Here is a 25188-nt window from a genome sequence, read left to right on the forward strand (position 1 = left end):
ATTGATTATGCCGGGACCGATAGCAGGGCCTCGATGTCTTCCAGCTTCGCCTCAATTACCGGGCGCTCCTTCAGACTCCCGGCCAGCGCTTCCTGCGTCTTAAGACCGTTGCCTGTAATACTGATCACAACCGACTCATCACTGGGGATTTTTCCCTGGTCGATGAGCTTTTTCGTAACTGCCAGGGTTACACCTCCGGCGGTTTCGGTAAAAATACCCTCGGTTTCAGCCAGCAGCTTGATCGCTCCGACTATTTCTTTATCTGTGGCGTCTTCCGCCCAGCCGCCAGTGCGGCGAATGGTCTCCATCGCGTAAAAACCGTCCGCCGGGTTCCCGATGGCAATTGAATGGGCGATAGTCTGGGGCCTGACAGGTGTAAACATCTCAGCACCGGATTGGACAGCTGCCGAAATCGGGTTGCATCCTGCGGCCTGGGCCCCGTGAATCTTGGTTTCATTGTTTTCCACCAGCCCCGCTTCAATAAATTCATTCAGCGCTTTTTCCACCTTGGTGATCAGAGAACCTCCGGCCATGGGAACGACAATATGCTTTGGAGCTTTCCAGCCCAGCTGTTCCAGGATCTCAAAAGCAAAGGTCTTAGAGCCTTCGGCATAATAGGGACGGATATTGATATTGACGAATGCCCAGCCGTAGCGGTCGGCTATCTCAGTGCAGAGGCGGTTGACATTATCATAATTGCCTGCGATCCCTATCACATTTACTCCATAAACTGCCGTGCCGATGATCTTCCCCTGTTCCAGCTCGGCAGGCATAAAAATGAAACACTTCAGGTTCACCTGCCTCGATTGGGCGGCAAGGCTGTTTCCCAGGTTCCCGGTCGTGGCGCAGGCCACTGTGTCGAAGCCGAATTCCCTGGCTTTGGAAAGGGCCACCGAGACAACCCGGTCTTTGAACGAAAGCGTAGGATAATTTACCGCATCGTTCTTGATAAAAACTTCTCCGTGCCCCAGAACACGCTCGAGGTTCCTGGCCCTGGTCAACGGAGTGAATCCGACCTCCTTTCCTACCTGAGGCTTACCCTTCAAGGGGAGGAACTCTCTGTAGCGCCACATGTCGGGAGAACGCTGTTCGATGGTCTGTCGGCTGATAGAGCTGCGAATTGATTCGTAGTCGTATTCCACTTCCAACTTGCCGAAACAATACTCGCAGATATGCCGCGGCTCAACGGGGTATTTTCTGGCGCAATCGCTCTCTTTGCACTTTAATCCAATGACGTTCCCCAATCAGTCCTCCCTTGAAACGATGATTTTCCGCCTTACCTGTCCTATCCGGACACCCATTCAGGTAGCAAGATCAGGCGATGCCGCAGTATCCGACAAGGAGACTTTTAAAACAACGTGAACCAATAAACCGAGAACAAGACAGTCAACACATGCTAGTCTACTTGGATTTATCCCGGGCCTTGAAAGATGAATTCAGATTTCATAATCGACCTTCAACGGCCGCGTATGCATCCCGCATTCTCCACCCGCTTTGCTCGTACCTACCCACCTGCCGGCACGTTCGTCCGGACCGCTGGAAATAGCAGTGCACGGTTCGCAGCCCAGGGAACGATAACCCTTGGCATACAGCGGATTCACCGGAACCTGATGGAGGGCCAGATACTGCCAGATCTCGCGTTCGTACCAAATCAAGATCGGGTTAAGCTTAACCAACCCTTGATCACGCTCCTCGTTTTCCTGGAAATCGGTCCTTGTCTGCCCCTCGGTGCAGCGCAGCCCGGTAACCCAGCACTCCACATGCATCTCTTCGATAGCCTGGCGGGTCGGTTTCACCTTGAGGATATCACAGCAACGGTTTGGGTTTGTCTTGTAGAGGTCATCGGGAATTGGATCATCGCTTTTGAATACCCTGATCGCGGGATATAATGAGACTATCTCCTGCATAAACTCTACCGTTTCCCTGGGCTTGTGCCGGGTTGTAACAATAAAGCCTCTGATATCCGGGCTGACCCGTCTGGCCAGATGCCAGACAGCCATGGAATCTTTGCCAAGGCTGTTAGCCACGACCAGCTTTTCTCCAAACTTATCGTAAGCCTCATGAATCAACTCCATTGATCGATCAACTTTCTGGGCGAAGTTGAGTCCTTCCACAAGGCTTTTTATATCCTCTTTTTGCAGACTGCCCGACATATTCATCAGCCCCCCTTTGAGTCAAATTTAAATGCTGTGTTCCGGTGGTTCCTGCCGACCAAAACTCAGCTTGTTCCAAACCCTTTCATGAAGGTAATAAATTCCAAGCTTGACCAGACTGTCCACCACCCCTATGGTGGCCGCGAACTGTATATTTCCAGTAATTATCCAGGCAACACCTGCTGTTATCGCTATTGCCAGAATCCGCCAACTTAAAGCTTTTGCAACACTTCTGTGATGGGATTCAATACTCATTTGCGTTAATTATTATCTCGATTGGAATGATCGACTTTATAGAGAAAAAAACGATCCGCTTCAAGCTTAGATTACATAAGAATGATCGTATGTTGTTGTTCTCCACTTCTCCTGATCTACGAGCTCCTGGAAAGTAGTGTTGTCGTAGATTTCGTTAACGGCTGTCTGGACTTTTTCCCACATAGGTATGAATGCACAGTCCCCGTATAGAGGGCAGCCTTCCTGGGAGTCTTCGATCAAGCAGTCTACCGGGCCGACTGGCCCAAGGAAGAAGCGGATCACCTCACCCACTGTCAGTTTTGCCGGCGATACGGATAAAAGATATCCTCCTTCATTGCCCCTTTGAGACTGGACAAAACCGGTTTTCTTGAGTTCGCAGAGAATTACCTCCAGAAATCTCGCCGGGATGGCCTGTTTCTGGGCGACATGGGCAATCTTTAAAGGATGCTGGCCATAATACTTGGCAAGCTCAAAAACTGCGCGAAGCGCATATTGGCACTTTTTTGAGATAATCATAGACCCGCAGCTTCTCGACTATTTCAATCGGGAAAGTGTTGTATTATATAATATTTTCTTTCTATTCAATTGTCAAGTCAAAATCCAGCCTCTCTTTGTAAACGGTGCCCCCCCCCCCGAAAACAAGTACGATTTCAAGCTGGCGCTGCCGGAATCTGCCTAATCAACCACATAAAAACCATTGTAGAACCGCTTATCCTTTAGCTTTACAAGAGATCTTTGCCGTGTATAAATCTGAAGTATTATTCAAGATCGAGCTTTAAAATGAGAATTGGCGAACCTGCACATTATAATTTTCCATATACTTGACAAACTTTGCTGTTGCTCTTATAATTGAAAAGGGAGTGGTGTATAGTACAGCCTAAAAAGATAACCTGAGCCGGATTAACAATTTCTTGAACTCGGCCAGTTTACATGCGAGGGTTTATTCATTCTCCCGTGGGGTTTTATTAACACAAACAATTGTATAAAGGACTTTGAAAAAGGAAGCTTTTCCGGCATCGAGATTTGAACACGCCAGGCTGGGGATATTCATATTTTATCAGGTCAAGGTTCGGGGAAACGAAAAATAATTCTTGAAGCAATTCAGGTTAGTTAATTAAAGGTGTGGTCAATAGTCTGTTGCCCAAACCTACTCTGGAGGAGGAAGTTATGGCCAGGAAACTATTAGTTTGTTGTACGGCCCTGGCTTTGCTGATTTGCCCCGAGGTATTTGCGGGGGACCTGTTCACGAATTATTCCGTTCCGGACGGGTTGGTCAGCAACAGAATCAGAAGTCTTGCCATCGATCAGGCTGGGAACCTGTGGTTCGGTGGTAAAAACAATGGGGCCGGCAGATTTGACGGTTCGACGCTGATCGAGTTCACTGCCGCTAACAGCGGCCTGAGCGGAGCTGCCATAAGAGATATTACGCTCGACTCCAATGGCAACGTCTGGTTTGCCACCTCGGCCGGAGTGAGTAGATTCGATGGAATGGACTGGGTTACCTATACCAGTATCGACGGCCTTGCCGGTAACAATTCCTTTCAGATTGTCGAAGACGCTCAGGGAAATATGTGGATTGCTACGCAAAGAGGTGTGAGTAAATATGATGGAGCTAACTGGATTACTTATGGTGAGGCGGATGGGTTGGGTAGCCAGTATGTCACCAGTATCTTCATAGATGCGGAGGGTAATTTCTGGTTCGGAACCAAAACTGCCGGCGTTACCAGGTGGGACGGTTTCGAATGGGTGATCTACGATGCAGAGAATGAACTCGGGCCAACCGAGGTGCGGGCTATCGCCCAGGACCTGCAGGGAAATATGTGGTTCGGGACTAGAGCAAAAGGAGTTTTCAAGTTCGACGGCATTTCATGGACAGCTTATACTACGGAAGACGGTTTGGCGAGCAACGATGTCTGGGGCATTACCGTCGACCAGTCGGGCAATATGTGGTTCGCCACTTATGGTGGTGGATTGAGTATGTTCGACGGTTCAAACTGGTTTTCGTTTTCCGCTGAGGATGGCTTGGCGGATAATTCGACCAACGTCATTATGCTGGATGATCAAGGCAGGCTGTGGATTGGAAGCAATGATGGGTTGAGTATGCTTTCTCTCAAGGATGCTCTGAATGAGATTTTCGGAAAGGGTGAATTGGACGCCGTAGCTGGCCGGAGCAATCTGCCCAAATTCCATTCCCTGAGTCCAAGCGCACCAAATCCGTTTAATCCAAGCACAGAGATCAGTTACACCGTGCCCGAAGGCGGGGCCGTACCGGTAGCGCTGAAAGTATTCGACAGCAGAGGGAGGCTGGTCCGTACACTTGTCAAGGGAATCATTGAACCCGGTCAATACAGTGTCACCTGGGATGGTACTGATAACTCCGGCCGCATTCTCTCCAGCGGAGTCTATTTCTACAGGATGGAAGCGTCCGGTTTCGTCATGACGAGAAAGATGGTCTTACTGAAATAATTACCCGGATCAGGTGGAAAGCAATTTAAAAAGCCGTGTTTCATCGCTGCTGTACTCGGGCGAGGGCACGGCTTTCTATATTTCATTGGGTGACGAATTCGAACAGAGGTCTGACTAAATATTCGTTTAAACAATCTTGGGCCATAAGGGTGGTTACGAGGGAAAACTGTATTTGTGTATAAGAAAGTTAAGACGGTAGCAAGAGTCAAATGTCGCTTAAATTGATGCCCCGCCTCTTCGCGGGCGGCGGGAAGAGATAGTCCCGCTGGCCTCGATGTTCCTGGACAGGATCGCCGCGCAGAAAAAAAGACCCCTCAGCGGGATCGGCCGGGAAGCCGCCAGGCTGCCGACTATCCCAAGCCCTACCAATGCCCCGGCTATTCCCAAAGCCAAAACATTGTCGAGTGAATGACCCCGCCCACAGAGCGGGGCATCTTGAAAGGCGCGGAGGGGGATTGAATCCCCCTTGCCCCTGCTCCGCATACATCTCCACCCACAGAGCGGAGTATTTTGCGGGATTTTCATAAATCATTTTAACTGCTCATAGTTCAAACTATATTGCCGTAAATCAATGCCGACTTGGAAAAGATTTACGTGAGAATATTGCTTGTGACTTAAAATATATTCTACTTTTACCTTAAATGCTTCTGTTCTTTTGCAGCCAAGTATTACTGTACATATTGCGCCAGCAGGGAATTTATAAAGACAAATCTTCTCACCATTCACTTCAATGTACTTGTCTGCACATTCTAGTTCTCTGATAAAACGCCATTCTTGTTCGTATTCCCAAATTTTTGCCTTGGTTAGAAAAAAGATCGCAGCCATATGCTCTATTTGTTGTTGTTCATTCTTTGAGAAAGAGAAGCCTGCATACTCCGGCCTTTCGTTAGTATAGTTTACCTTCTTTATTTTGTTTATTTGATCACTTTCATTTCTTCTTTTGTCGAAGAATTTATTTGAAGAATCGAATCCTATCACGTAGCCCTTATGACAATCAGTATAGTGCGACCACATAAGGTGATTGTCATAATTTTCACTCAAACACAGCACACCAAATCTTGTATCAAAAGATTCCCTTAAAGATTGCTGGACTTGTATTTTCATTGCATCCGTGTTAAGCCCCAAAAAATTTTCAAATAATGGTTCTGCCAACTCTTTTGCTTGAGCAATTGCCTGATCCGCTGGTATCTCCTGCAATAAGTTAATTACCTCTTTGGGCAAATTTGAAATTAAGGGATTTTCCTTCTTCATTCGTGAAAATTCCTTTTTATATGCGTCTTCGTCAAATCTGCTCCAAACATTTTTTTCTAAAAAGCTTTCGATTTCTTCACGCTCTAGCATTGCGTCTATAAACGGTAAATTCTCAAATGGATCATTAAAATATCCCGCTTGAGTGAATCGGATCAAACAATTTTCGAGGATATCCAAGCGTTCAGGTCTTATGAATTTGTAGAGTACTATCATTTATAACCTTCTAACAATGATAACTATTGCAGCTACTCAGAACGGCCAGAACCTCGGAATCAGCAGGGTGGCGGTGAGCATCAGGATCAGGTTCAGCGGAATGCCGGCTTTCAGGAAATCGCTCAGACGGTAGCCGCCGGGCCCGTAAACCATCAGGTTGGTCTGGTAGCCCAGGGGTGTGGCGAAACTGGCCGAGGCGCCGAATACTACCGCCATCACGAACGAGCGCGGGTCCACGCCGAGTTGGACGGCCAGGCTGACCGCGAACGGAAACATCAGTGCGGCGGACGCGTTGTTGGTGATTATCTCGGTGAACACCGAGCTCAGCAGGAAAATCAGCGCCAGCAGCACCATGTTGCTCAATCCACCGATATTGTTCACCAGCAGCCCGGTCACGCTCTCCACCAGCCCGGAATTGACCAGGGCCTTGCCCATCCCCAACGCAGCGGCGATTGTCACCAGGATGGACCAGTCGATTTTCTGGCGCGCCACGGAAAATGACACACACCGCGTAGCCACCATCAGCCCCCCCACCAGGAACGCCGAGTAGACGATCGGCATCACCCTGGTAGTCATCAGCAGTACGAGCAGTCCCAGCAGGGAGATCGACAGGATGGCCTTGTCGTGACGGACCGGGCGGGAGTCCTCGATCCCGCCGACCAGGTAAAAATCAGGGTTGTTGCGGTTGGCGCGGATGAAATGCGGTCCGGCCTGGATCAGCAGGGTATCCCCTGCGCGCAGGACAATATCGCCCACTTTTCCGCGCAGGTGCTGGTCGCCGCGGTTGATCGCCATGATCGCCGCGTTGTACTTGGCGCGGAAATCGCCGGCGCGCACGGTTTTACCTATCAGCGGCGAAGTGTTTGAGATCACCGCCTCGCACATCATCCCGGCTTTCTGTTTGATAATCATATCCGTGTACGGGGTCTCGCCCACCGGTTCCAGCCCGGCGATTTTATCGAGATCGACGATGGTCGACGCCACCCCGGTAAAGGTCAGGATATCCTGTTCGCGGATAATCTCGTCGGGACGCACGGGGGCGATTACCTGGCCGTTGCGGACGATCTCGATCAGGAACAGCCCGGGCAGGTGACGCAGGCCCGCTTCCTCCACCATCCGCCCGGCCAGCCGGCAGCCTACGGACACTTTCATGTTGACCAGGTACTCCCGGCGGGCGTCGGCGATTTTCTCCGTCAGGTCGACATGACTGGGCAGCGCCCGCCTGCCCCAGACCAGCAGATAGATGGTCCCGATCACCGCATACGGGATCCCGACCACGCTCAATTCGAACATCCCGATCGGGTGCAGGGATGAAAACAGCTGCCGGTTCAGCTCCCACTGCTCGACCATCAATCCGTTGACCACCAGGTTGGTGCTGGTGCCGATCAGTGTGCAGGTGCCGCCCAGAATCGACAAGTAGCTCAGGGGAATCAGCAGCCGCGAGGGCGAAACCCGGTGGGCCTTGCACCAGTTGTAGATTATCGGGATAAACATCGCCACGACCGGCGTGTTGTTCAGGAAGGCTGAAACAGATGGAACGAAAAAGGTCATTCTCTTGATCAGGCTCAGCTCGGATTTGACCTTGCCCAGAAACTGCCTGCCGATTATCTCCAGCGCACCGGTTTCGGTCAGTCCGGCCACGACGACGTACAAAGCCGCCACGGTCAGCATACCGGTATTGGCGAAACCGGAGAACGCCTCGTGCGGGCTGACAATCCCCGCCACCCCGCACAGCACAACGCCACCGATCAGCAGAAGGTCGGGCGGGTATTTGCGCAGCAGACCCCAGAATATTGTTCCGAGCACGAATACGGTAAAGGAGATTTCCCAGTTCGGCATTGTCAGCTCACTCGAAATCCTGAATTGTGACCCGCCCTGCGAGTCCAACCTGCTGATAGAGAACCAATAACGGAAAAACCTTCTCAGGCCACAGAGCCATTATTATTGCGATCCTCTCGATCAAGCGCCGGCAAGATTGCACACCGGTCGTCCTCAGGTCTCGTACAGGCCATCCCATCCTCACCCGTTCCAGAGGCGTTTTTGCCAACACATTTCTAACAAATATCTAACATGATTGACTGCCAGAGGGTTAGTATTTTTCCTCAGGAGAGATTAATATCCATTTCTAGTCATGTCCATGCAATACTACATGCAACGGCAACTATTAACAACCTCTTTCACGGCAAATTTCCGGGAGCATTATGAAAACGATTTACCTGTTACCTCACGCCGGGGGTACCGGGAAAAACACGGATTTGCAGAATATCGACCGGCCGCTTGCCGGGCGTGCGCGAGAGCGACGCGGCCCGGGTTGGCTCCCCCCTTACCGACAAGTACCGCCTGAAGGAGCTGGCAGCCAGCCACCGCTAAAAACGGCACCGCAGTTTCAAAACCGCGTTCACCGAATTCATTCCGCTGACAGAACGGCTCTGAAAGCCGGTTTCCGGCAAGCTTCTTGTATTTCGCGCCCGCAGATGTTACCTTTAACCTGGTTCGCCAACCAGCGAACTTACAATCACGTACTAGCTTTTTCTTGCAAGGGAAGTCGGGTGAGCAATCCCGCGCTGACGTGCAGCCGTGGGGAGCACCGATGGGCCGGAGCCGGTCACTGTCCGTATCGGATGCGGATGGGAAGACAGGCTCCCTTGGACGACCCGCTCCCAAGCCGGAAAACCTTGGGAAAAAGCGATGCGCTTTCCGTACCTTTCACGCCATTGAAGGAGGGAGTGCCTTGCGTACTATCCACCGCTTTTTCCCCATCCTGCTGTATCTATCCCTGCTGGCTTCTGTCCCGCTTACCGCCCAGACCGACACCGGAACCGTGGTTGTCACCGCCACCAAGCACGAAATCGATCTTCGCAGGGTGAGCACGACCGCAACCGTGGTTACCGCCGAGCAGATCAAACGGCGGGGCTACCGCAATGTTGTCGATGTTCTGCGCAACGAACTGAGTTTCGATATCGCCCAGTCCGGCGGGCCCGGCGGGCTGAGCTATCCGCAGATCCGCGGGCTGACCGGTAAGTACATTGTCGTCTTGATCGACGGAGTGAGGGTCAATGACCCGGCTGACGCCAACGGCGGGGCCGGGACGATTTTCAGCCACCTGACAACCGGCGATATCGCGCGCATCGAGGTGATCCGCGGCGCTATGAGTCCGCTTTACGGCTCTAACGCCGCAACTGGCGTGATAAACATTATCACCCGCAAGGGCAGCGGCGACGGGCAGCTCGAACTGGCCTACGAGGGCGGTTCGCTGGCCAGCCACCGGGTCGATTTCGGCTACAGTGTGGCCCAGGCCGGCTGGGCGATCCGCGCCGACCAGAATATCACGGACACCGAAGGCGTCATCGAGGGCGAGAAGTACCGTAACCTGACCACGAGTGTCAAGTTCGGTTACGCGAGCGGAAGCCTGTTCGAATGGGAAACGCTGCTGCGCTACACCCACATGGAGCAGAATTTTGCCGAATTCAACGAAAATTTCGGCGGTTCTCCCTGGACAATCCAACTGCCCGATCCCAACCAGAAGAACGATTTCGATTACACGACAATCGGCACCAGGATCGGCCATTCGATTTTCGACAACTGGCGCCAGGAGCTCAATTTCGGATTCGGCCGCCGCAACAGGCAGACCGTCGACCCGGACGACGGCCTGCTGGGCCGGATGACCGCGCCGTATGACGGGTTCACGCTCGACTACATGAATTTCTACGATACCGGCCAGAGCGTGCCGGTCTACGACCTTCCGTTCGGCCCAGCCGACTATTCGTTCACCGGAACCAATGTCGATATCGACTACCGTCACACGGTCACTTACGAAAGCGAAAAAGCCAACAGTATTCTGACCACCGGGTTCGAATACCTCTACCGCGATTACGAACAGAACGGCACCCAGGGAGAACTGACGCGCAACGTGGGCAATGTCGCCGGCTACATTCACAACCAACTGCTGCTGGCCGAGGATGCGCTGAGTGTCAATACGGGCCTTCGTGTCGACGAGCATCAGGAGTCGGGCGGCTCGACAACCGGCAGCGCCGGTTTCGCCTACGACTGGCGCAGGATCGGGCTGGTGCTGCGGGCGAATATCGGCAGCGCCTACCGGGCGCCGTCAATCTACGAGCTATACACGGCGTCGCCCTACGTGGTGGGCAACCCCGGTCTCAATCCCGAGGAAAGCACCAGCTGGGAATTCGGGTTCGAAAAGTATTCCTGGGAGGGCAAGTTCAAGCTGACCGCAGCCACCTGGCATACGGAGATTACGGACGCGATCATTTTCGAGACCGACCCATCCACGTACATCACCACATACGTCAACGCCGACGAGGCCCGCAGCGATGGTGTCGAGGTTAGCATTACCACCGCTCTCCGTCCCGACTGGCTTGTCGGGCTGAACTACACCTATACCGACAGCCGGAAGTATGTCAAGGCGGACGATTCCTGGTCGCGGATGATCCAGGTGCCGTATAACAAGTTCAATCTGAACCTCACCTGGCTCTACAGGGATTGTTCGCTGAGCGTTGACTGCTACTGGGTCGACGACACCCGGCTTCGCTGGAACAATATCGACCGCCTCGACAGCTATTTCAAACTCGACCTCACCGCCCGCGCTCCGTTGGGAGAGCATCTCGAATTCTCGTTCCGGGTCCGCAACATGCTGGACGAGGATTACTGGGAATCCTACGGTATGCTTGAGCCTGGAGTTGCCGTGTTCGGCGGGTTGAGTCTGAAATACTGATGCCTGGAAGGTTAGCGGATTCTGCTATGCCGAAGCACCGGATAAAATACGAGCGGTTCATCCTCCCGGCCCTGGCGCTCAGCGCCACCTGCCATCTGCTGGCGGCGCTGGTGCCTGCCGGGGCTGTCGAATTCCTGTTCAGGCGGGAAAGTCAGTATTCTCGTCCAGTACGGTTCGAGGTGGTCCAGTTGCCGGAGGAACCGCTCAAGGTGCTCTATACCCGCGAAGACAAACGACACCGGCGGCTGACCATGCAGGTTGTGGGTTTGCCTCCCCTGCCCCGTCCCCGCCTGTCTGTCAACTGGCAAGTAGCTGTGATCGCCCCGGAACTCGGCTCAACTGAACCGCCGTCGGATAACCTGTCAGTTGCCGAGCCTCCACCCGAACCCTCTGCCGCCCCCCCTGATTCGATCGCCGGGATAGACGCCTATCTTTCCAGCGTGCTGTCACGTATCGAGCGGTCGCGCCGCTACCCGGAGACCGCCCGCAGAATGGGCCAGCAGGGCGCGGTGGAAGTCACTTTTGCGATCGGCCGCGACGGGGACCTTCGCCACCCGGCCCGTCTGGTGGGACCATCGCCATTCGGTTCGCTGAACCGGGCGGCATGCAGCAGCATCCAGCGCAGCACGCCGTTCCCTCCGCTTCCCTCCTGTATCGCAGCCGATACGCTTGATCTCATTGTCAGGATCGTCTTCCGCCTGAACTAGCTCCCCAAACGATTGACATCCAGCCGGTGCTCCGTTTACTTTGTTCCAACCAGAGTTGGAACCGATAACCTTCAATAATCAGTTCGGGAGGTCTACGTGAGTAATAAGATCGGAGTTGGGTTTATCGGCGCCGGGTTTATCACCAACTTCCATATCCAGTCGTGGCAGGGCGTGCGTGACGCCGATATCACCGGGATAGTCAGCCTCGCCCACGCCGAGGCGACCGCAGATAACTGCCGCAAATACAAGGTGGGCGACCCAAAGGTGTTCAACAGCGTGACCGAGATGGTGGCCGACCCAGGTGTGGACGCGATCTGGATCTGCGCTCCCAACTACGTACGCATCCAGTTGATGGAGGAGATTGTCGCCGCGCTGACAAGCGGCAAGGGTACCCTGATCGGTATCGCCTGCGAAAAACCGCTGGCCCGTAACGTGGCCGAGGCTCGCAGGATGCTTGAACTGGTCAAGGAAGCCGGTGTCCTGCACGGCTATCTGGAAAACCAGATATTCGCCCCCTCTATCACCCGCGGGCGGGAGATAATCTGGCGTCGCGGGGCTGCTTTGTCGGGAGCACCATACCTTACCCGCTGCGCCGAGGAGCATTCCGGTCCCCACGAACCGTGGTTCTGGAAAGGCGACCAGCAGGGCGGCGGCGTGCTCAACGACATGCTCTGCCACAGTATCGAGGTGGCCCGGCTGCTGCTGACCGATCCGGACAAGAAACGCAGCTCGCTGGTGCCAAAAACGGTCTCCGCCGAGATCGGCTGCCTCAAATGGAGCCGCCCTGAATACGCCGACTTGCTTAAACAGAACAGTAACGGCCAAATCGACTATTACAACCACCCGGCAGAGGACTACGCGCGCTCGACTGTCACGTTCGAGGACGATACCGGGCGAAACTGCGTGGCCGAGGTCAGCACGAGCTGGAGCTTTGTCGGCGCCGGCCTGCGGCTGACATACGAGGTGATGGGCCCCGAGTACAGCATGCAGAGCAACAGCCTGAACACCGAGCTGAACGTGTTCCTCAGCCGCAAGGTTACCGGCAGCGAGGGCGAAGACCTAGTCGAGAAGCAGAACGCCGAACAGGGAATGATGCCGGTGGTGTCGGACGAGCCGGTGATCTACGGCTACACCGAGCAGAACCGCCACATGGCCCGCTGTTTCGCCGAGGGTGTCCAGCCGGAGGAGAGTTTCGAAGACGGGCTGCTGGTGATGCAGCTGCTGATGAGCTCCTACATGGCGGCCGAGCAGAACAGGAAGCTTTCGTTTCCACCCAAGGGGCTGGATGAGTTCGTGCCGAAAGTGGCGCTGGGTACCTGGAAAGCAAAAGACCTGATAGAGGGTCTGGAGCCAGAATAATAGACCTGTACCGCAGGATGATCCAACGACAAAGGGCGGCATCGAGCCGCCCTTCGCCGTTTATGCACTATCTGTTTTCTCGTGCTTTGATTAGGCCCCGAGTCAGGCGGGCCGGCACGTTCATTGCCTGAACCACCAGTCCCGGCAATTCCTCCGCCCGCGGCGATTTGCAATGAACGTGCCGGCCCGCGTCCTTACCGTTTTTCTCGATGGAAAACACGTGGCAGATCACCTAGAACCACGACAGGAACCCGTGGAATATCGCCCAGAGCACGGAGTGGTTGTAGCTCCAGTTGATCGCAATCGCCAGGGCGGCGCCGAAGTGATCCCGGTCTTGACCACATCGGTTTTAGTGTTGCTCATCCTCGAGTTCCATCTTGATCATAAATTCCGTGCGCAGACGGCCCTCCAGCGGGCATGGCCTGCCGTTGATCATCGCCTTGAGCGCCTCGATTTCCGAGCGGCTGAAATTGGCCCCATGCAGGATATGCTCCTCGAACGACTCGTAGGCCCAGGGCGCCACCGCCCGGGCGATATCTCCCAGCACGTTGGCGTACTGGCGGATTTCCCACTGGGCGTGTTGGTCCATGCGCAGCTTGAGGAAATGGAACAGGTTGTGGAGGTCGATCTGCCAGTACCACTCGGTATAGAGGGTCAGCGGCAGGTTGATCCGGGCCAGCTCCCGTGAGACGCCGTCGTCGAGCATGGCGCGGTAGTTGGCGTAGACATTTCCGCAGTCGTTTTCGATCAGGGAGATCACCTTTGCCTGGAGTTCAGGCGGCACTTCCTCGTCGCTGGAAGCCTGGACGTTGAACGTGTCCTGCCGGTGGATCCGCTCGGGTGCGGGGATATAGAACTCGTCGGTCATCTCGCTGTAGCGGCCCGAGTACTCGTTCAGGCGGGCTGTGCGGTGACGGATCCACTGGCGGGCGACAAAAATCGGCAGCTTGGCGTGAATCGTGATTATCACTTGCTCGAACGGCGAGGTGTGAAGGTGGCGCATCAGGTAGTCGATCAGGGCCTTGTCGCGGCGGACCGTGGTGGTACCCTCGCCGTAGGAGACACGGGCCGACTGGACTATGCGGGCGTCGCCGCCGAGGTAGTCCACCAGGCGGACGAAACCTTTATCAAGGACGCGGATTTCTTGATCCAGAAGCTTTTCTGCTTCGGGGGAGGTAAGACGGGCCATGTATGTTCCTCCACACTCTTCGAGCTGATAGGCCTGAGTTCTTATGTCAATTTTGGTTGATAGCTGAACATAAGAGCGGCGAATTGGTAGAACAAGGGAAAAATCGAGAGGTGTGTGGTGGGGGTTAAAAATACCAGCTCGTAGTCGCGAAAAACGTATTTTTCGCCAGCTTGAACTCCCCCCGGTCGTTGGAGAGCATCGCGCCGAACTCCAGATCCAGGTTCTGGCGCACGTTCCAGCCCAGCCGCGGCCCGGCAAACACTCCCCCCTCCTCCAGGTCGACACTCAAATAACCGGTGAGATGCACCAGCGGGTGCAGCCGGTAGTCTACATATCCGCCGGCCAGGTGGCTGCTCAACGTCAGCACGCTCCCGGCGCGCGAGCGGTCCAGCGCGCCCAGCAGCTCCTGTTCGCTGAGTGCGCCGGAGTTGTACAGGTACTCCCCGGTCAGCATCAGCCTGAAGCCTAACCGGTAGTCCACCCCCAGTACGAGCTGGTCGTAGTCCTCGCCCGCGTCGGTGAAATTATGCAGCCACTCGCCGCGGAACCCCGCCGCGCCGATCTGGCCGCTGAAATCGGCCCCGAGTACGTTGTCCCGGAAAAAGCGGCCGGCCATCACCGAGAAATCGTAGTCGGCCACGTTGGTGTTGAACTTGAGCGCGCCCCGGTTCTCACGGGAGTTGCGGGACTGGGCCCAGACCGCGTGAAGCTGGCTGAGGTCGCCCAGGGCGATCTCCAGGTTGGCGGCATCGGCTCCGTGAAGCTCTCCCGGTTCCACCAGCGCGAATGTGACCGGATTGAACAGATCGGTGGGGTTCCAGAAATAGCCCGTGCCCCAGCTTACCTGCTGACGGCCCAGCGTAAAACGCACGGGGTAGGAGTCGTACTCCGCGTAAGCACGGTAAAGCCTGTGCCGCCAGAGGAACTCCCCGCCTCCGGTGATCCGGCTGTCGAGATTGACCAGTTCCACCGGGGCCAGCCGCCCGAACGTGCGGTATTCGTCGCTGGAGAGATAATCGCCGGCGCGGGCCTCGTGGTCGTAGACCACGCTGGCGCGCCAGACGCCGTGCCAGGTGAACAGCCAGTCCGTGCGCACGCGCTGGATATCCAGCAGGTAGGACTCTTCCCGGGCAAATGATCCCAGCGCCACCGTGCTGCCGATCGCGAGCACGTTACGGGCCTCGCCCCGGTGACGGACCGTCAGGCTCTGGCCGTCGTAGACTGTCGCCGCCGCAAGGCTTCCAGGCAGCAGCACAGTCAGCAGCAAAATCGCCAGGCATGCGCTAGTGCTGCTCATCTTCCCCGCTTTCGCCGTCGACAACCAGCCCGTCGCGCAGCCTCACCACCCTGCGTGCCCGTTCCACCACCCGCGGGTCGTGGGTGGAAAAGAGGAACGTCACCCCGCGCTCGCGGTTGAGAGCCTCCATCATGTCCAGCAACTGCCCGGCGGACTCGCTGTCGAGATTGGCGGTCGGCTCATCGGCCAGCACCAGCCGGGGGTTGGTGCTGATCGCCCGGGCGACGGCCACCCGCTGCTGCTGGCCTCCGCTCAGACGGGTCGGGCGCCGGTCGGCCATCTCACTCAACCCCACCGTCTCCAGCAATTCCAACGCTTTGCGGCGGCGCTCGGCGGCCGGAATCCCGCGCAGCATCAGCACGTACTCCACATTTTCCGCCGCGCTGAGAACCGGGAACAGGTTATAGGCCTGGAAGACGAACCCGATATTGTGCAGGCGCACTTTGGAGAGCTCTCTTTCTCCGGCCAGGTCGAGCCTGACATCATCCAGGGTGATCTCGCCGCTGGTGGGACGGTCCAGGCCGCCGACAAGGTTAAGCAGGGTGGTTTTGCCGCAGCCCGAGGGTCCGACCACCGAGACAAACTCCCCGGCGGCAAGTTCCAGATCGACGCCGCGCAGGGCCGGCGTTTCGATCTCTCCGTTAACATAGGTTTTTATCAGTCCCCTGGCCTGCAGGATAAAATTACCGTCCACCATGTTTCCTCCATCGGTTGACTTCCGCTCATTCGAACTGAATCGCCTTGACCGGTTCCACGCGCGCCGAGCGCCAGGCCGGCCAGATCGATGAGACCACCACCGCCGCCTCGGCGGAAAGAAACGAAACCAGCCACTCCAGCGGCTCGATATGCGGATGGATGACGCTGCCGAGGCCCATGTATTCCATCGCCCCGGCCCACTTGGCCAGATTCAGCCCGTTGACGCTCAGGTAGCCGTTGAGCAGCCATGCCGCGCCGCCACCCACGATTATCCCGGCTACGCCCAGCAAGGCGGCCTCAAGCATCACCATCACCATCACCTGGCCCGGAGTCGTGCCCACGGCCCGCATCACACCCAGCTCGCGAGTGCGGTCCATCACGGCCATCAGCATGATGTTGATCACCCCGAACGCCATCGCCAGGTAGATAATCAGGTAGAAAACCCAGATAAAGCTGTCGAACATATCTATCGACTGGGCCAGCAGCGGGCTGACCTCTTTCCACGGACTGACTTCGAGAACAGTATCATCCACGAGCGCCCGGATACCGTCGACAATCGGTTCAAGCTCGGTGCTGCGGTCGGCGCGCACGAGGATCGCGGTGAGCTGGTCCGGTCGACCCACCAGCTCGCGCATCGCAGCCAGGGTAACGAACGCGGCGGATTTTTCCCAGGTCGGAGAATTGGATGTGAAGATGCCGCCCACGCGGAACAGGCGGCTCTGGAGATCGCCCTCTCGGTCCTGGGCCATCGCCACCAGCTTTTCGCCCAGTCCGATGCCCAGATGGTCCGCCAGCTTGCGGCCGATCACCGCCTTGTTGTCCTGTCCAGGCTGAAGGTACTCGCCCTCGGCAATCCTCGCGCTGACCGCGGTGATCCGTCGCTCCCGCTCGGGATCGATACCCACCAGATCAACCCTGTTCGATTTCTCCGCGCTGTGCACCAGCACCGCGGCAGTTAGCCTGCCGCCGGCCGCCTGTACGCCCTCGACCCTCTGGATTTCCTCCAGCAGCCCCGGCGGCTGCTCGAATGCATTGGACTGGACCGGGTGCTGATGGTAGCCGCGGCTTGTCACCTGCACGTGGCCCAGTTCCAGCTCTATCGACACTTCGACCATCTCGTAGATAAACCCGTTCGAGATACCGTAATAGACCAGCAGCCCGAACAGGCCCACCGAGATCCCGCCGATCATGATCAGCGAGCGCGAATAGTTGCGCCACAGGTTGCGCCAGGCGATTGAAGCAAATGTTCCCATTCCCGCTCCATCAGTTAAACTCAACGCCCCCGCGAGACAGCCTCGGCCGGTCCGATCCGGGCCGCGCGCCAGGCGGGGTAAACCAGCGCCAGCAATATCACCGCCGCCACGAACAGGTTTGGATAAATCAACGTGTACCAGGTTACGCGGGCGTAGATGCGGGGATCCATGCCGTAGTGCTTGTAGATCTCATCGCCCATCCCGCTGAAATCCAGCGGGTGGATGCTGTTGTAAACCGAGGCGCCGATCCCGACCGCGTTGGCCAGCACGAACCCCAGGCCCACCAGCAGCGCCGCCTCGAACAATATCAGTCCGACAACTCTGCCCGGGCTGGCTCCCAGGCTGCGCATGATCCCGAATTCCCTGATCCGCTCCATCACGCTCATCAGAAACGTATTGAGCACCATGAACCCGATCACCAGCAGCAGGATCAGGTTGGTCAGTATGCCGAAAATGTTGTCCAGCTCGACCAACTGGACTAAGTCCGGCAGAATCTCCCGCCAGCCGATAACTTCCAGTTCCTGCCCAGCCAGGCGCGATTGAAGCTCCGCAATCAACGGCTCGACTTCCTCGCTGGAGGTGGCCATCACCACGGCCGTGTTGGCCTTGCCCTGCATGTCCAGCATCTCGCGGGCCGACTCCAGGCTGACCAGCAGCCCCGCGCGGTCGAGCTGGGGGGCGTGGCTGCGGATCGTGCCGCGCACCACTCTCAGCGCCCCAGACAGCGAGCCGTAGTAGTCCTGGGTGACGATAATCACCGTGTCCCCGATCCCGATCCGCAGGTTTTCGGCCAGGTCGGCGCCCACCAGCGCTCCCTCGATATCGCCGGGTTGAAGGTAGGTTCCCGCTTCGATCTTCTCGTCCCAGTGGATAAACCTGCGCTCGCGCTCCGGCTCGATCCCCACCATCATCGCCGCGAAACTGGTCTCGCCCACGCTGGCCAGCGCGAACGTGGAGATCCGTAAACCCCAGTCGTCAAGTCCCGGAATACCACTGTCCAGCACGGCGGCAAACTCGCTGTCGGGAGCGAACACCTTGCGCAGACCGGGATCGTCGTGGAACCCGCGGCGATGAACCTGGAGGTGGCCCGTGAACGACTCCACCGAGTTGCGAATAATCTGCTCGTGGCTGCCCTCGGTGAGACAGAAACCCCAGATCGTGAGACTCAGCCCGAACACAACCGCGGTCACGGTCAACACGGAACGCCAGCGGTGCCGCCAGTTGTTGCGCCAGGCTAGCTTGAAGAAGATCACGCCCCCCCCTCCTATCTGGAACGTTCCAGGTGCTGGCGGGTGAAATAACGATCCGGAATCCCGACATTGAAATCCACATCGAGAATCTCCAGCACGGTCTGGTTTCCCTTATCCTTGAGATGAGGTTCGAGTATCCATTTCGAGGGGATCTCGCGGCCGTCCATGGTCCTGATTTCCTCGAAATACATGGTACGCACCTTACGGCCTTTCTCGTCGTAATACTCCTCGCGCAGGAGCATGAAATCTTCCTGCCGGACCCAGAACTCGATCCTGTCCCACACCACCGCCGCATCTTCGTGGGGAACCAGCCGCGCATGCCAGGCGGGTATCCCGCGCAGAGTGTCCGCACCGATAAGTTCGTGGCTGTAGTCATCCAGCAGGGAGCTTTCCTTGAGCAGGTCATCGTTGGTGAAATCAGACCCCATCCATGAATCCATCATCATCGATGGCGGGATTTTCACCGTCCGCTCGATATCGGGCAGGAAAGTCCACATCTGGCCCTCGCGCTTGAGGAACGCGGTCCCCTGCTCCCTGGGCGGGTCGGTAACTTCCATGTATGCCAGCTCCTTGCCCCGCTCCCAACTGTTCATGGTGATACTGCGGCTCCAGTCCGGACGGACAATTATCATCCGGTAGGTGGAGGTATTCGACGAGCCCCGCATCAGGGTGTCAGCGTGCTCGATAATCCTCCGCGCCAGCGTGCTGTCCAGCTCCTGCGCGGTCACGGGCATTGCGGTCAGTACAGCGGCCGCCAGGAAACCGATTGTCGACAATCTCTCTGCTGTGTGCACTTTTCCGCTCCTCCTCAGCCGGTTTCAGAGCTTGAATAAACGGCAGATCGTCTGCTTCAAATCCTGTCTGGCCCGCTGGCTTTCGGCCAGCTCCGCCGGCTCCAGTTCCATGATCCGGTAAAACCACAGGCCGTCCAGCAGTACCGCCAGCAGATAGCTCAAAGGCCCGACATCCGTGCGGCCCAGCTGACGGAACATCGATTCGACGAACTCTACGTAGCGGGCCATGAATTTTTCGGTATGCGGCCGAACCAGCTTCATCAGCGCCGGGTCCATGGTCGCCCGGTAGATAAACATGATCTCGTCGCTGGGAGATATCTGCTCGACAGCGAAATCGACCATGCCCCGCAGGGCCTCTCCCGGATCCTCGTGGCCGGCCATTTCTTCGAACTGCTCAGCGAACAGGCTCTCGAAAAAGCGGTCGAACACCTTTAGATACAGCTCGTCCTTGCCCTCGAAATACATATACAGGCTGCCCTTGGCCATCCCGGCCTGTCCCGTGATATCCTCGATCCGGATATCCGCGTAGCTGCGGGCGGCCAGCAGGTCGACAGCGGCCCGCTGGAGTCGTTCGATACTCTGCTCGCGCCGTTCGGCGTGACGGTCACCGGGGGGAGTCATCCGGCCTCCTGCATATAGTGACTGACCGTTCAGTCATAATTATAGGACAATCAATGATCTTTGTCAAGGACTGACCATGGAAAAAATAGTCGGGGAACTAGCCGCCGGTATCGAGTGAAAGACGCGGAACTCTATCCCGCTCCCAGCGGCCGGTCCAGCAGCGGGTGGGAACCATCGGCCACCTTGCGGGCGGTGGCGCGGATAAAATCGGTGAACGGCTCCTTGTCGGCTGCGTCCAGGGTGACGAGCGCCATCCCGGGCGAGTGTTTCCGCGTGGCGGCGAGCACTTCGCCATTGAACTTCAGCACCATGCTTTCGTGCCAGGCCGGGGATTGCGACGTGTTCGAGGCGCTGAGGTAGAAGCCGTTTTCACTGGCGCGGGTGATCAGGGTAGCTGGCGCGACAGAGCGCATGTGCGCCGCACGAGGATCGCCCGCCTGGTAGCTGCTGATCAGCACCAGGCTTGCCCCCACCAACGACAGCCTGCGGAACAGCTCGGGAAAACGCATGTCGAAGCAGATGGTCATCCCGACCGTGAAATTCTTGATCCGGGTCACCGCCAGATGGTTGCCGGGGCTGTAGGCCTCGCTGTCAGTCTCGGTGAGGAAAATCTTGTCGTAGCGGCTGACCTGTTTCCCCTCGGGGCCGATCAGGAAAAGGCTGTTGAACGGTTTCGCCACCTCCGGCTCGAAATGCGTGCTTCCGTAGGCGATCCACACTCTCCGTTTCGCGGCCAGGTTGGCGATATTTTCGCAGCGGCGGCTGAGCAGTCCGCGGTCGATATCGTCCATGCTTTTAAGGTGGATGCGATTGTAGCCGGTCAGGGCGGTCTCGGGGAAATGCACCAGCTCCGCGCCCTCGTCGGCCGCCCTGGTTGTCCAGCGCTCGATCGCCCGCCAGTTCCGCTCGATATCGCCGGATACCTCGAAGCCCACGCACGCCACTGTCAGACTGTTTCCGCCCATCGCCATCATCGCCTCCTGTTATATTGCAGTTAACTCCTGCCACAATATAACAACTCCGGCAAGAGTGTAAAGCTGTGGCCCGATCCAGCCGCCGCTGTTATCTTGAACCAGGCCACGTCAGTCCAAAGCGAGAGAGAAGATGAGCGTACCGGGTCCCGCTACATTCCCGCTGCCGAACCTGCTGAACCGTCATGCCGGCCCGGCGGCCAGGGTGCTGATTATCCGTTCCGGCCCGCTTGAGCTTGTCCAGGATATTCTCGCCGTGCTCTCGGAGTGGAACTCCGCTCTGGAAGTGGTCCAGTATTGCCACGAGGGACAGGAACTCGACATCCTCAGCAACCTGATTTACAGCCATCCCGGTTATTTCAGGCTGAAGCACGCCGATCTGGACACTTTGCGCAGCCGGAATTTCGACCTCGTGATTGTGCCCTACGCCACCGACCGCCGCCTGCACCCGGAGTACCACGAAGTTGACCTGATCGCGATAGAGACCGGTGCCGAGGCTGTGATCGCAGTCTACTGGGACCGGACCGCCCTGCTGCTCGATGAGAACCTGCTGGAGCGTAAAGAGCGGGAGGCGGTGAGGCCCTACCTGGAGCAGAAAAAGTCGGCGATCGAGGAAATCAGGCGGTTCACCGGCGAGGACCCGGAAGTGATCGAGGACAAGTGCCACCTGGCCGCCGCACGGGGTGACTGCCTGTGGCGCGAGCAGTCGCCCGCCTCCGAGTGTGAGATCGAGGAGTTTTACAGCGGAACCGATTTTTATATCTACGCCCTGATGAAAGAGTGCGACTGGCGCGGAGCCAGGAGCTGGCTGGCCGGGCTCCTGGCCGATGAGATCCCCCCGGAGTCCTCGGTGCTGGACTATGGAGCAGGCTGCGGAGCGCTCGGAATCGCGATGGCCGAACGGGGTTACGATTTCACCCACCTCGACCTGCCGGGCCCGCTGCTCGAGTTCGCCCGCTCACGGTACAGGGCGCGCGGCCTGGAAGTAACTGTCGCAGCCGCCGAGCAACCGCTGCCGCTCAGTGAGAGCTACGACGCAATTATCTGCATCCACGTGCTGGAACACGTGCCGGACCCAGAGGACAAGCTGCGCCACTTGGCCGGGCACCTGGCCCCGGACGGCTCGTTGTGTATCGCGATTCCGTTCGAGGCCAACCCGGTGGGCGGAGAACATCCCGGCCTTCACCTCAACCGTCTCACCGATCAGCGCTACCAGACCCTGATCGCCGAACTGGGGTTCGAGTGCGTGCGGCAGGTCGATGACCTGGATATTCTCCGTCGCCCCTGAACCCGCTTCAGACCTGCCACGCCGCCTGGACCATGTCGGTCGCCTCATCCCGGCTAGCCAGCAAAACTTCCGGTGACTTGCGGCCAGAGAGTCCGCCAGACGCTCCGGCTGCTCGTGCACGCCGTTTTTCGGATGGCCCGAGGCCGTTACCGGATCGAGATATGTCAGCTTGAGACCCGCAAGCAGGTTCTGGAGCTGCTTGATCATTTTCGCCGACCAGGCGAACGAGCCAATCACCCCGGCCGGATATTCCGAGTGGCCACCAAGCAGAGCCAGGATCAGCAGAGCGACGATGAAACCTCCCCTGGCGTGCGCCCGGTGAAAACCCGCGGACAACTGTTGCTGCCCGGAGCTGTTATCGGCGTGCTGGTCCTGCTGGATTACTCAGTTGTTTCGCGGCTGCCACGTCTCTGCCTGTGGTATAAGCTCACCGGCACCGACTGCCCGCTCTGCGGCCTGACCCGCTCCCTGATCGCGCTCGGAGATTTCAAGCTCTCGCTGGCCTTCGAGCTGCATCCGTTCGGGCCGGCTGCGGCCGCGGCTCTACTGGTCTGGCTGGGGCTATTAACGACAGGGCTGGTAACAGGAAAAGAGCTTGCCGGCCTTCCCCGGCGGCTGCTGACAGCCGCCGGGGCGCTGGCGTGTCTTGCATGGTTCCTCTGGTGGCTTATCGGGGTAGTTGGGCCTCAGGCGGCAGACATCCTGCCGAACTTGCGGTAACGGTATGAACCGAGCCAGTACAGCCCGATTCCGATCACCAGGTTGCTGAGCAGGGCCCAGAAAGTAATCCAGCGTTCGCTCGTGGTAAGTTCGCCCAGGAAAAACAGGCCCATCATCGCGGCGATCAGGACCATCACGACGCCCAGAATCTTGAATGAGCTGAGATCGGCTTCGGCATGCTCGTGCCCCTCGCCCAGCTCGGCCGCCACGTCCACCGGCCTATCCATCTTCCGGAAAAACCTGGCGACCTCTGTCATGTAAAGCTTACCGGGGACTATTTTCAGCCGGCTGACCACCTCGGTCATCATCGCCCAGGCCACTGCCAGGACAATCAAGGTTTTGGGACTGCTGTAAGCGCTGAAAATAACCTGCTGGACCCAGGCCAGGCTGCCGGCATCCACCGCACCATCGATCCTGGGCAGGTTGAAATAGAGAAACATCCCATAGAGAAAATACCAGATACCCAGGAGGTAGATCAACGCCTTGCCCCAGAACCTGATCCTGGCGCTTCCGCCGAACTCGTCGGCGAAAAACATCCCGGGAATAAAAAACAGGGCACAGAGCAGCGGGTACTGGACCGCCTGGAACAACTCGTAACCCAGGTGTTTCTCCCAATTCCAAATAGCGAACACACCACCCACCGCCATCCCGACCAGGATCACCGTGTACGGCACCCAGTTGGGCGTCCGCTTGTAGACCAGACCCAGGATAACCGGGACAGCCACCGGGATACCCAGTACGCTGGCAACCTTGAACATCAGGTCGAACACGCCCAGATCGGGCAATGTGCTGTAGAAATAGGCGATCATAATGCTGACCAGGCCCATCACCAGCGTAACCACCATCCCCAGCCGGTGCATGAATTTCTTCGACGCGTCCTTGATAAACACCGTGCAGATAATGTCCTTGGTAATCACCGCGCTGTACATATTGTAGAAGGTGGACAGGCTGCTCATGGTGGCGGCCAGAATGCCGGCGATCAATACTCCCCGCAGACCTTGGGGCAGGACTTTCATGCTGATGAACACATAGGCCGCCTCGCTGGGTTTGGTCAACCCGAACGCCTCGGCCACATCCTGGCCCAGGTCGGGGAACAGCACCCGGCAGGCCATCGCGGGTGTGAGCCAGATAAACGGTCCGATGAAACAGAGGATTGCGCTGAGCCCGGCGATCTTGCTCGCCTCGCGCTCATCGATAGCGGAGAAATAGCGCTGTGCGCCGCCGCCGCTGTTGAACATGAAAAAACCGTTGATGAACTGGAAGACAACAAACATCTTGGTGATATCGGCTTCCTCGTTGAAGGGCAGCCAGTATTTAGGCGGCGCGTTGGCAACCAGCGCATCCAGCCCGCCGACCATGTTTACGCTCAGGATCGTTACCAGAATCGCAATCGGCAGGAGAATGAAAAACTGGAGGCTGTCGGTGATACAAACGCCCCACAAGCCGCCGATCATCGTGTAGGCCAGGATGATGATCCCGCAGCCGAAAATAACCCAGGTTACCGGGATATGAGTGGCGGCGCTGAGAAAGATGCTGAGCGCATAGAGCCAGATGGCGCACTGGAAAATCGTGATCGGGGTATTGGCCCAGGAGATGAACTGGTGGACATTGAAGTCGAACCGCTCGGAGAGGTACTCGAGGATGGTCATGCTGCGGGTTCGTCGCCAGCGCCTGGCGAACACGAAATAACCGAACCCCAGGCCCAGCACCGCCCCCCAGTACATCGAGAAGATACTGATCCCGCTCTCGTAGGTCTTCCCAGCCCCGCCGGTAAAAGTCCAACTCGAAAAACTGGTCATGAACAGGCTCAGCCCGGCCAGCCAGTAAGGCAGCTTGTTCCCGCCCTTGAAATAATCGTCGGCATCCTTGTTCCACCTGGACATCAGCACGCCGACCGTAATCATAATCACCATGTAGGCGACCACAACCAGGTAATCGACCCTGGTCAGTCCTTCCATTTCGGACATCGAGAA

General features: G+C 57.1%; 21 protein-coding genes and 1 riboswitch. Of the genes, 6 read left to right on the forward strand and 15 right to left on the reverse strand.

What is annotated here, in order from left to right:
• Window positions 1–5: 5 nt before the first annotated feature.
• The 4 genes from FVQ81_10875 to FVQ81_10890 form a co-directional block, all read right to left on the reverse strand.
• On the reverse strand, window positions 6–1244 hold the full coding sequence (locus FVQ81_10875; protein MBW7997048.1) for a threonine synthase: 1239 nt from the start codon (window positions 1242–1244) through the stop codon (window positions 6–8).
• 192 nt (window positions 1245–1436) lie between these two features.
• The gene (locus FVQ81_10880; GenBank protein MBW7997049.1) at window positions 1437–2159 is read right to left on the reverse strand and encodes a phosphoadenylyl-sulfate reductase; all 723 of its coding nucleotides are present in this window, start codon (window positions 2157–2159) and stop codon (window positions 1437–1439) included.
• Window positions 2160–2180: 21 nt separating this feature from the next.
• Window positions 2181–2408, reverse strand: a complete 228-nt coding sequence (locus FVQ81_10885) for a DUF2061 domain-containing protein (GenBank protein MBW7997050.1) — start codon at window positions 2406–2408, stop codon at window positions 2181–2183.
• Between the two features lie 66 nt (window positions 2409–2474).
• Window positions 2475–2924, reverse strand: a complete 450-nt coding sequence (locus FVQ81_10890) for an Rrf2 family transcriptional regulator (protein MBW7997051.1) — start codon at window positions 2922–2924, stop codon at window positions 2475–2477.
• A 651-nt stretch (window positions 2925–3575) separates the two neighbouring features.
• Here FVQ81_10890 and FVQ81_10895 point away from each other — a divergent pair.
• The gene (locus FVQ81_10895) at window positions 3576–4874 is read left to right on the forward strand and encodes a T9SS type A sorting domain-containing protein (protein MBW7997052.1); all 1299 of its coding nucleotides are present in this window, start codon (window positions 3576–3578) and stop codon (window positions 4872–4874) included.
• 528 nt (window positions 4875–5402) lie between these two features.
• Here FVQ81_10895 and FVQ81_10900 read toward each other — a convergent pair.
• Complete coding sequence (locus tag FVQ81_10900; protein MBW7997053.1) at window positions 5403–6338, reverse strand: DUF2971 domain-containing protein; 936 nt, start codon at window positions 6336–6338, stop codon at window positions 5403–5405.
• A 36-nt stretch (window positions 6339–6374) separates the two neighbouring features.
• Window positions 6375–8177: an SLC13 family permease gene (locus FVQ81_10905; GenBank protein MBW7997054.1), complete on the reverse strand. Its 1803-nt coding sequence runs from the start codon at window positions 8175–8177 to the stop codon at window positions 6375–6377.
• Window positions 8178–8875: 698 nt separating this feature from the next.
• Window positions 8876–9014: riboswitch (cobalamin riboswitch) on the forward strand.
• Between the two features lie 55 nt (window positions 9015–9069).
• Between FVQ81_10905 and FVQ81_10910 the strand changes: the two genes are divergently transcribed.
• From FVQ81_10910 to FVQ81_10920, 3 genes are all read left to right on the forward strand, one after another.
• Entirely contained in the window at window positions 9070–11070 is a 2001-nt protein-coding gene (locus FVQ81_10910; GenBank protein ID MBW7997055.1) for a TonB-dependent receptor, read from the forward strand.
• Complete coding sequence (locus FVQ81_10915) at window positions 11070–11777, forward strand: energy transducer TonB (protein MBW7997056.1); 708 nt, start codon at window positions 11070–11072, stop codon at window positions 11775–11777. The genes FVQ81_10910 and FVQ81_10915 overlap by 1 nt, the downstream gene beginning before the upstream one ends.
• A gap of 96 nt (window positions 11778–11873) precedes the next feature.
• Entirely contained in the window at window positions 11874–13136 is a 1263-nt protein-coding gene (locus tag FVQ81_10920) for a Gfo/Idh/MocA family oxidoreductase (protein MBW7997057.1), read from the forward strand.
• Window positions 13137–13485: 349 nt separating this feature from the next.
• On the opposite strand, the gene FVQ81_10925 is transcribed toward FVQ81_10920, so the two are convergent.
• From FVQ81_10925 to FVQ81_10960, 8 genes are all read right to left on the reverse strand, one after another.
• Complete coding sequence (locus tag FVQ81_10925; GenBank protein MBW7997058.1) at window positions 13486–14325, reverse strand: FAD-dependent thymidylate synthase; 840 nt, start codon at window positions 14323–14325, stop codon at window positions 13486–13488.
• 124 nt (window positions 14326–14449) lie between these two features.
• The gene (locus FVQ81_10930; protein ID MBW7997059.1) at window positions 14450–15622 is read right to left on the reverse strand and encodes a hypothetical protein; all 1173 of its coding nucleotides are present in this window, start codon (window positions 15620–15622) and stop codon (window positions 14450–14452) included.
• Complete coding sequence (locus FVQ81_10935) at window positions 15609–16319, reverse strand: ABC transporter ATP-binding protein (GenBank protein ID MBW7997060.1); 711 nt, start codon at window positions 16317–16319, stop codon at window positions 15609–15611. The genes FVQ81_10930 and FVQ81_10935 overlap by 14 nt, the downstream gene beginning before the upstream one ends.
• Before the next feature lie 25 nt (window positions 16320–16344).
• Window positions 16345–17571 carry an ABC transporter permease gene (locus tag FVQ81_10940; GenBank protein ID MBW7997061.1) on the reverse strand — a complete coding sequence of 409 codons (1227 nt, stop codon included), beginning with the start codon at window positions 17569–17571 and terminating at the stop codon, window positions 16345–16347.
• A 20-nt stretch (window positions 17572–17591) separates the two neighbouring features.
• Window positions 17592–18824, reverse strand: coding sequence for an ABC transporter permease (locus tag FVQ81_10945; protein MBW7997062.1), 1233 nt, complete (start codon window positions 18822–18824; stop codon window positions 17592–17594).
• Between the two features lie 11 nt (window positions 18825–18835).
• Entirely contained in the window at window positions 18836–19615 is a 780-nt protein-coding gene (locus FVQ81_10950; protein ID MBW7997063.1) for an outer membrane lipoprotein-sorting protein, read from the reverse strand.
• A 24-nt stretch (window positions 19616–19639) separates the two neighbouring features.
• On the reverse strand, window positions 19640–20236 hold the full coding sequence (locus FVQ81_10955; protein MBW7997064.1) for a TetR family transcriptional regulator: 597 nt from the start codon (window positions 20234–20236) through the stop codon (window positions 19640–19642).
• 131 nt (window positions 20237–20367) lie between these two features.
• Complete coding sequence (locus FVQ81_10960; GenBank protein MBW7997065.1) at window positions 20368–21210, reverse strand: carbon-nitrogen hydrolase family protein; 843 nt, start codon at window positions 21208–21210, stop codon at window positions 20368–20370.
• 130 nt (window positions 21211–21340) lie between these two features.
• Here FVQ81_10960 and FVQ81_10965 point away from each other — a divergent pair, with 130 nt between their 5' ends.
• Both FVQ81_10965 and FVQ81_10970 read left to right on the forward strand, forming a co-directional pair.
• Entirely contained in the window at window positions 21341–22495 is a 1155-nt protein-coding gene (locus FVQ81_10965) for a methyltransferase domain-containing protein (GenBank protein MBW7997066.1), read from the forward strand.
• Window positions 22496–22627: 132 nt separating this feature from the next.
• Window positions 22628–23215 carry a DUF2752 domain-containing protein gene (locus FVQ81_10970; protein MBW7997067.1) on the forward strand — a complete coding sequence of 196 codons (588 nt, stop codon included), beginning with the start codon at window positions 22628–22630 and terminating at the stop codon, window positions 23213–23215.
• On the opposite strand, the gene FVQ81_10975 is transcribed toward FVQ81_10970, so the two are convergent.
• Window positions 23182–25182, reverse strand: a complete 2001-nt coding sequence (locus FVQ81_10975; GenBank protein ID MBW7997068.1) for a sodium/solute symporter — start codon at window positions 25180–25182, stop codon at window positions 23182–23184. The two genes, FVQ81_10970 and FVQ81_10975, sit on opposite strands and share 34 nt — an antisense overlap.
• Window positions 25183–25188: the final 6 nt, after the last annotated feature.

This window comes from Candidatus Glassbacteria bacterium (genome assembly GCA_019456185.1).
Lineage (GTDB): Bacteria > Gemmatimonadota > Glassbacteria > GWA2-58-10 > GWA2-58-10 > JAJRTS01.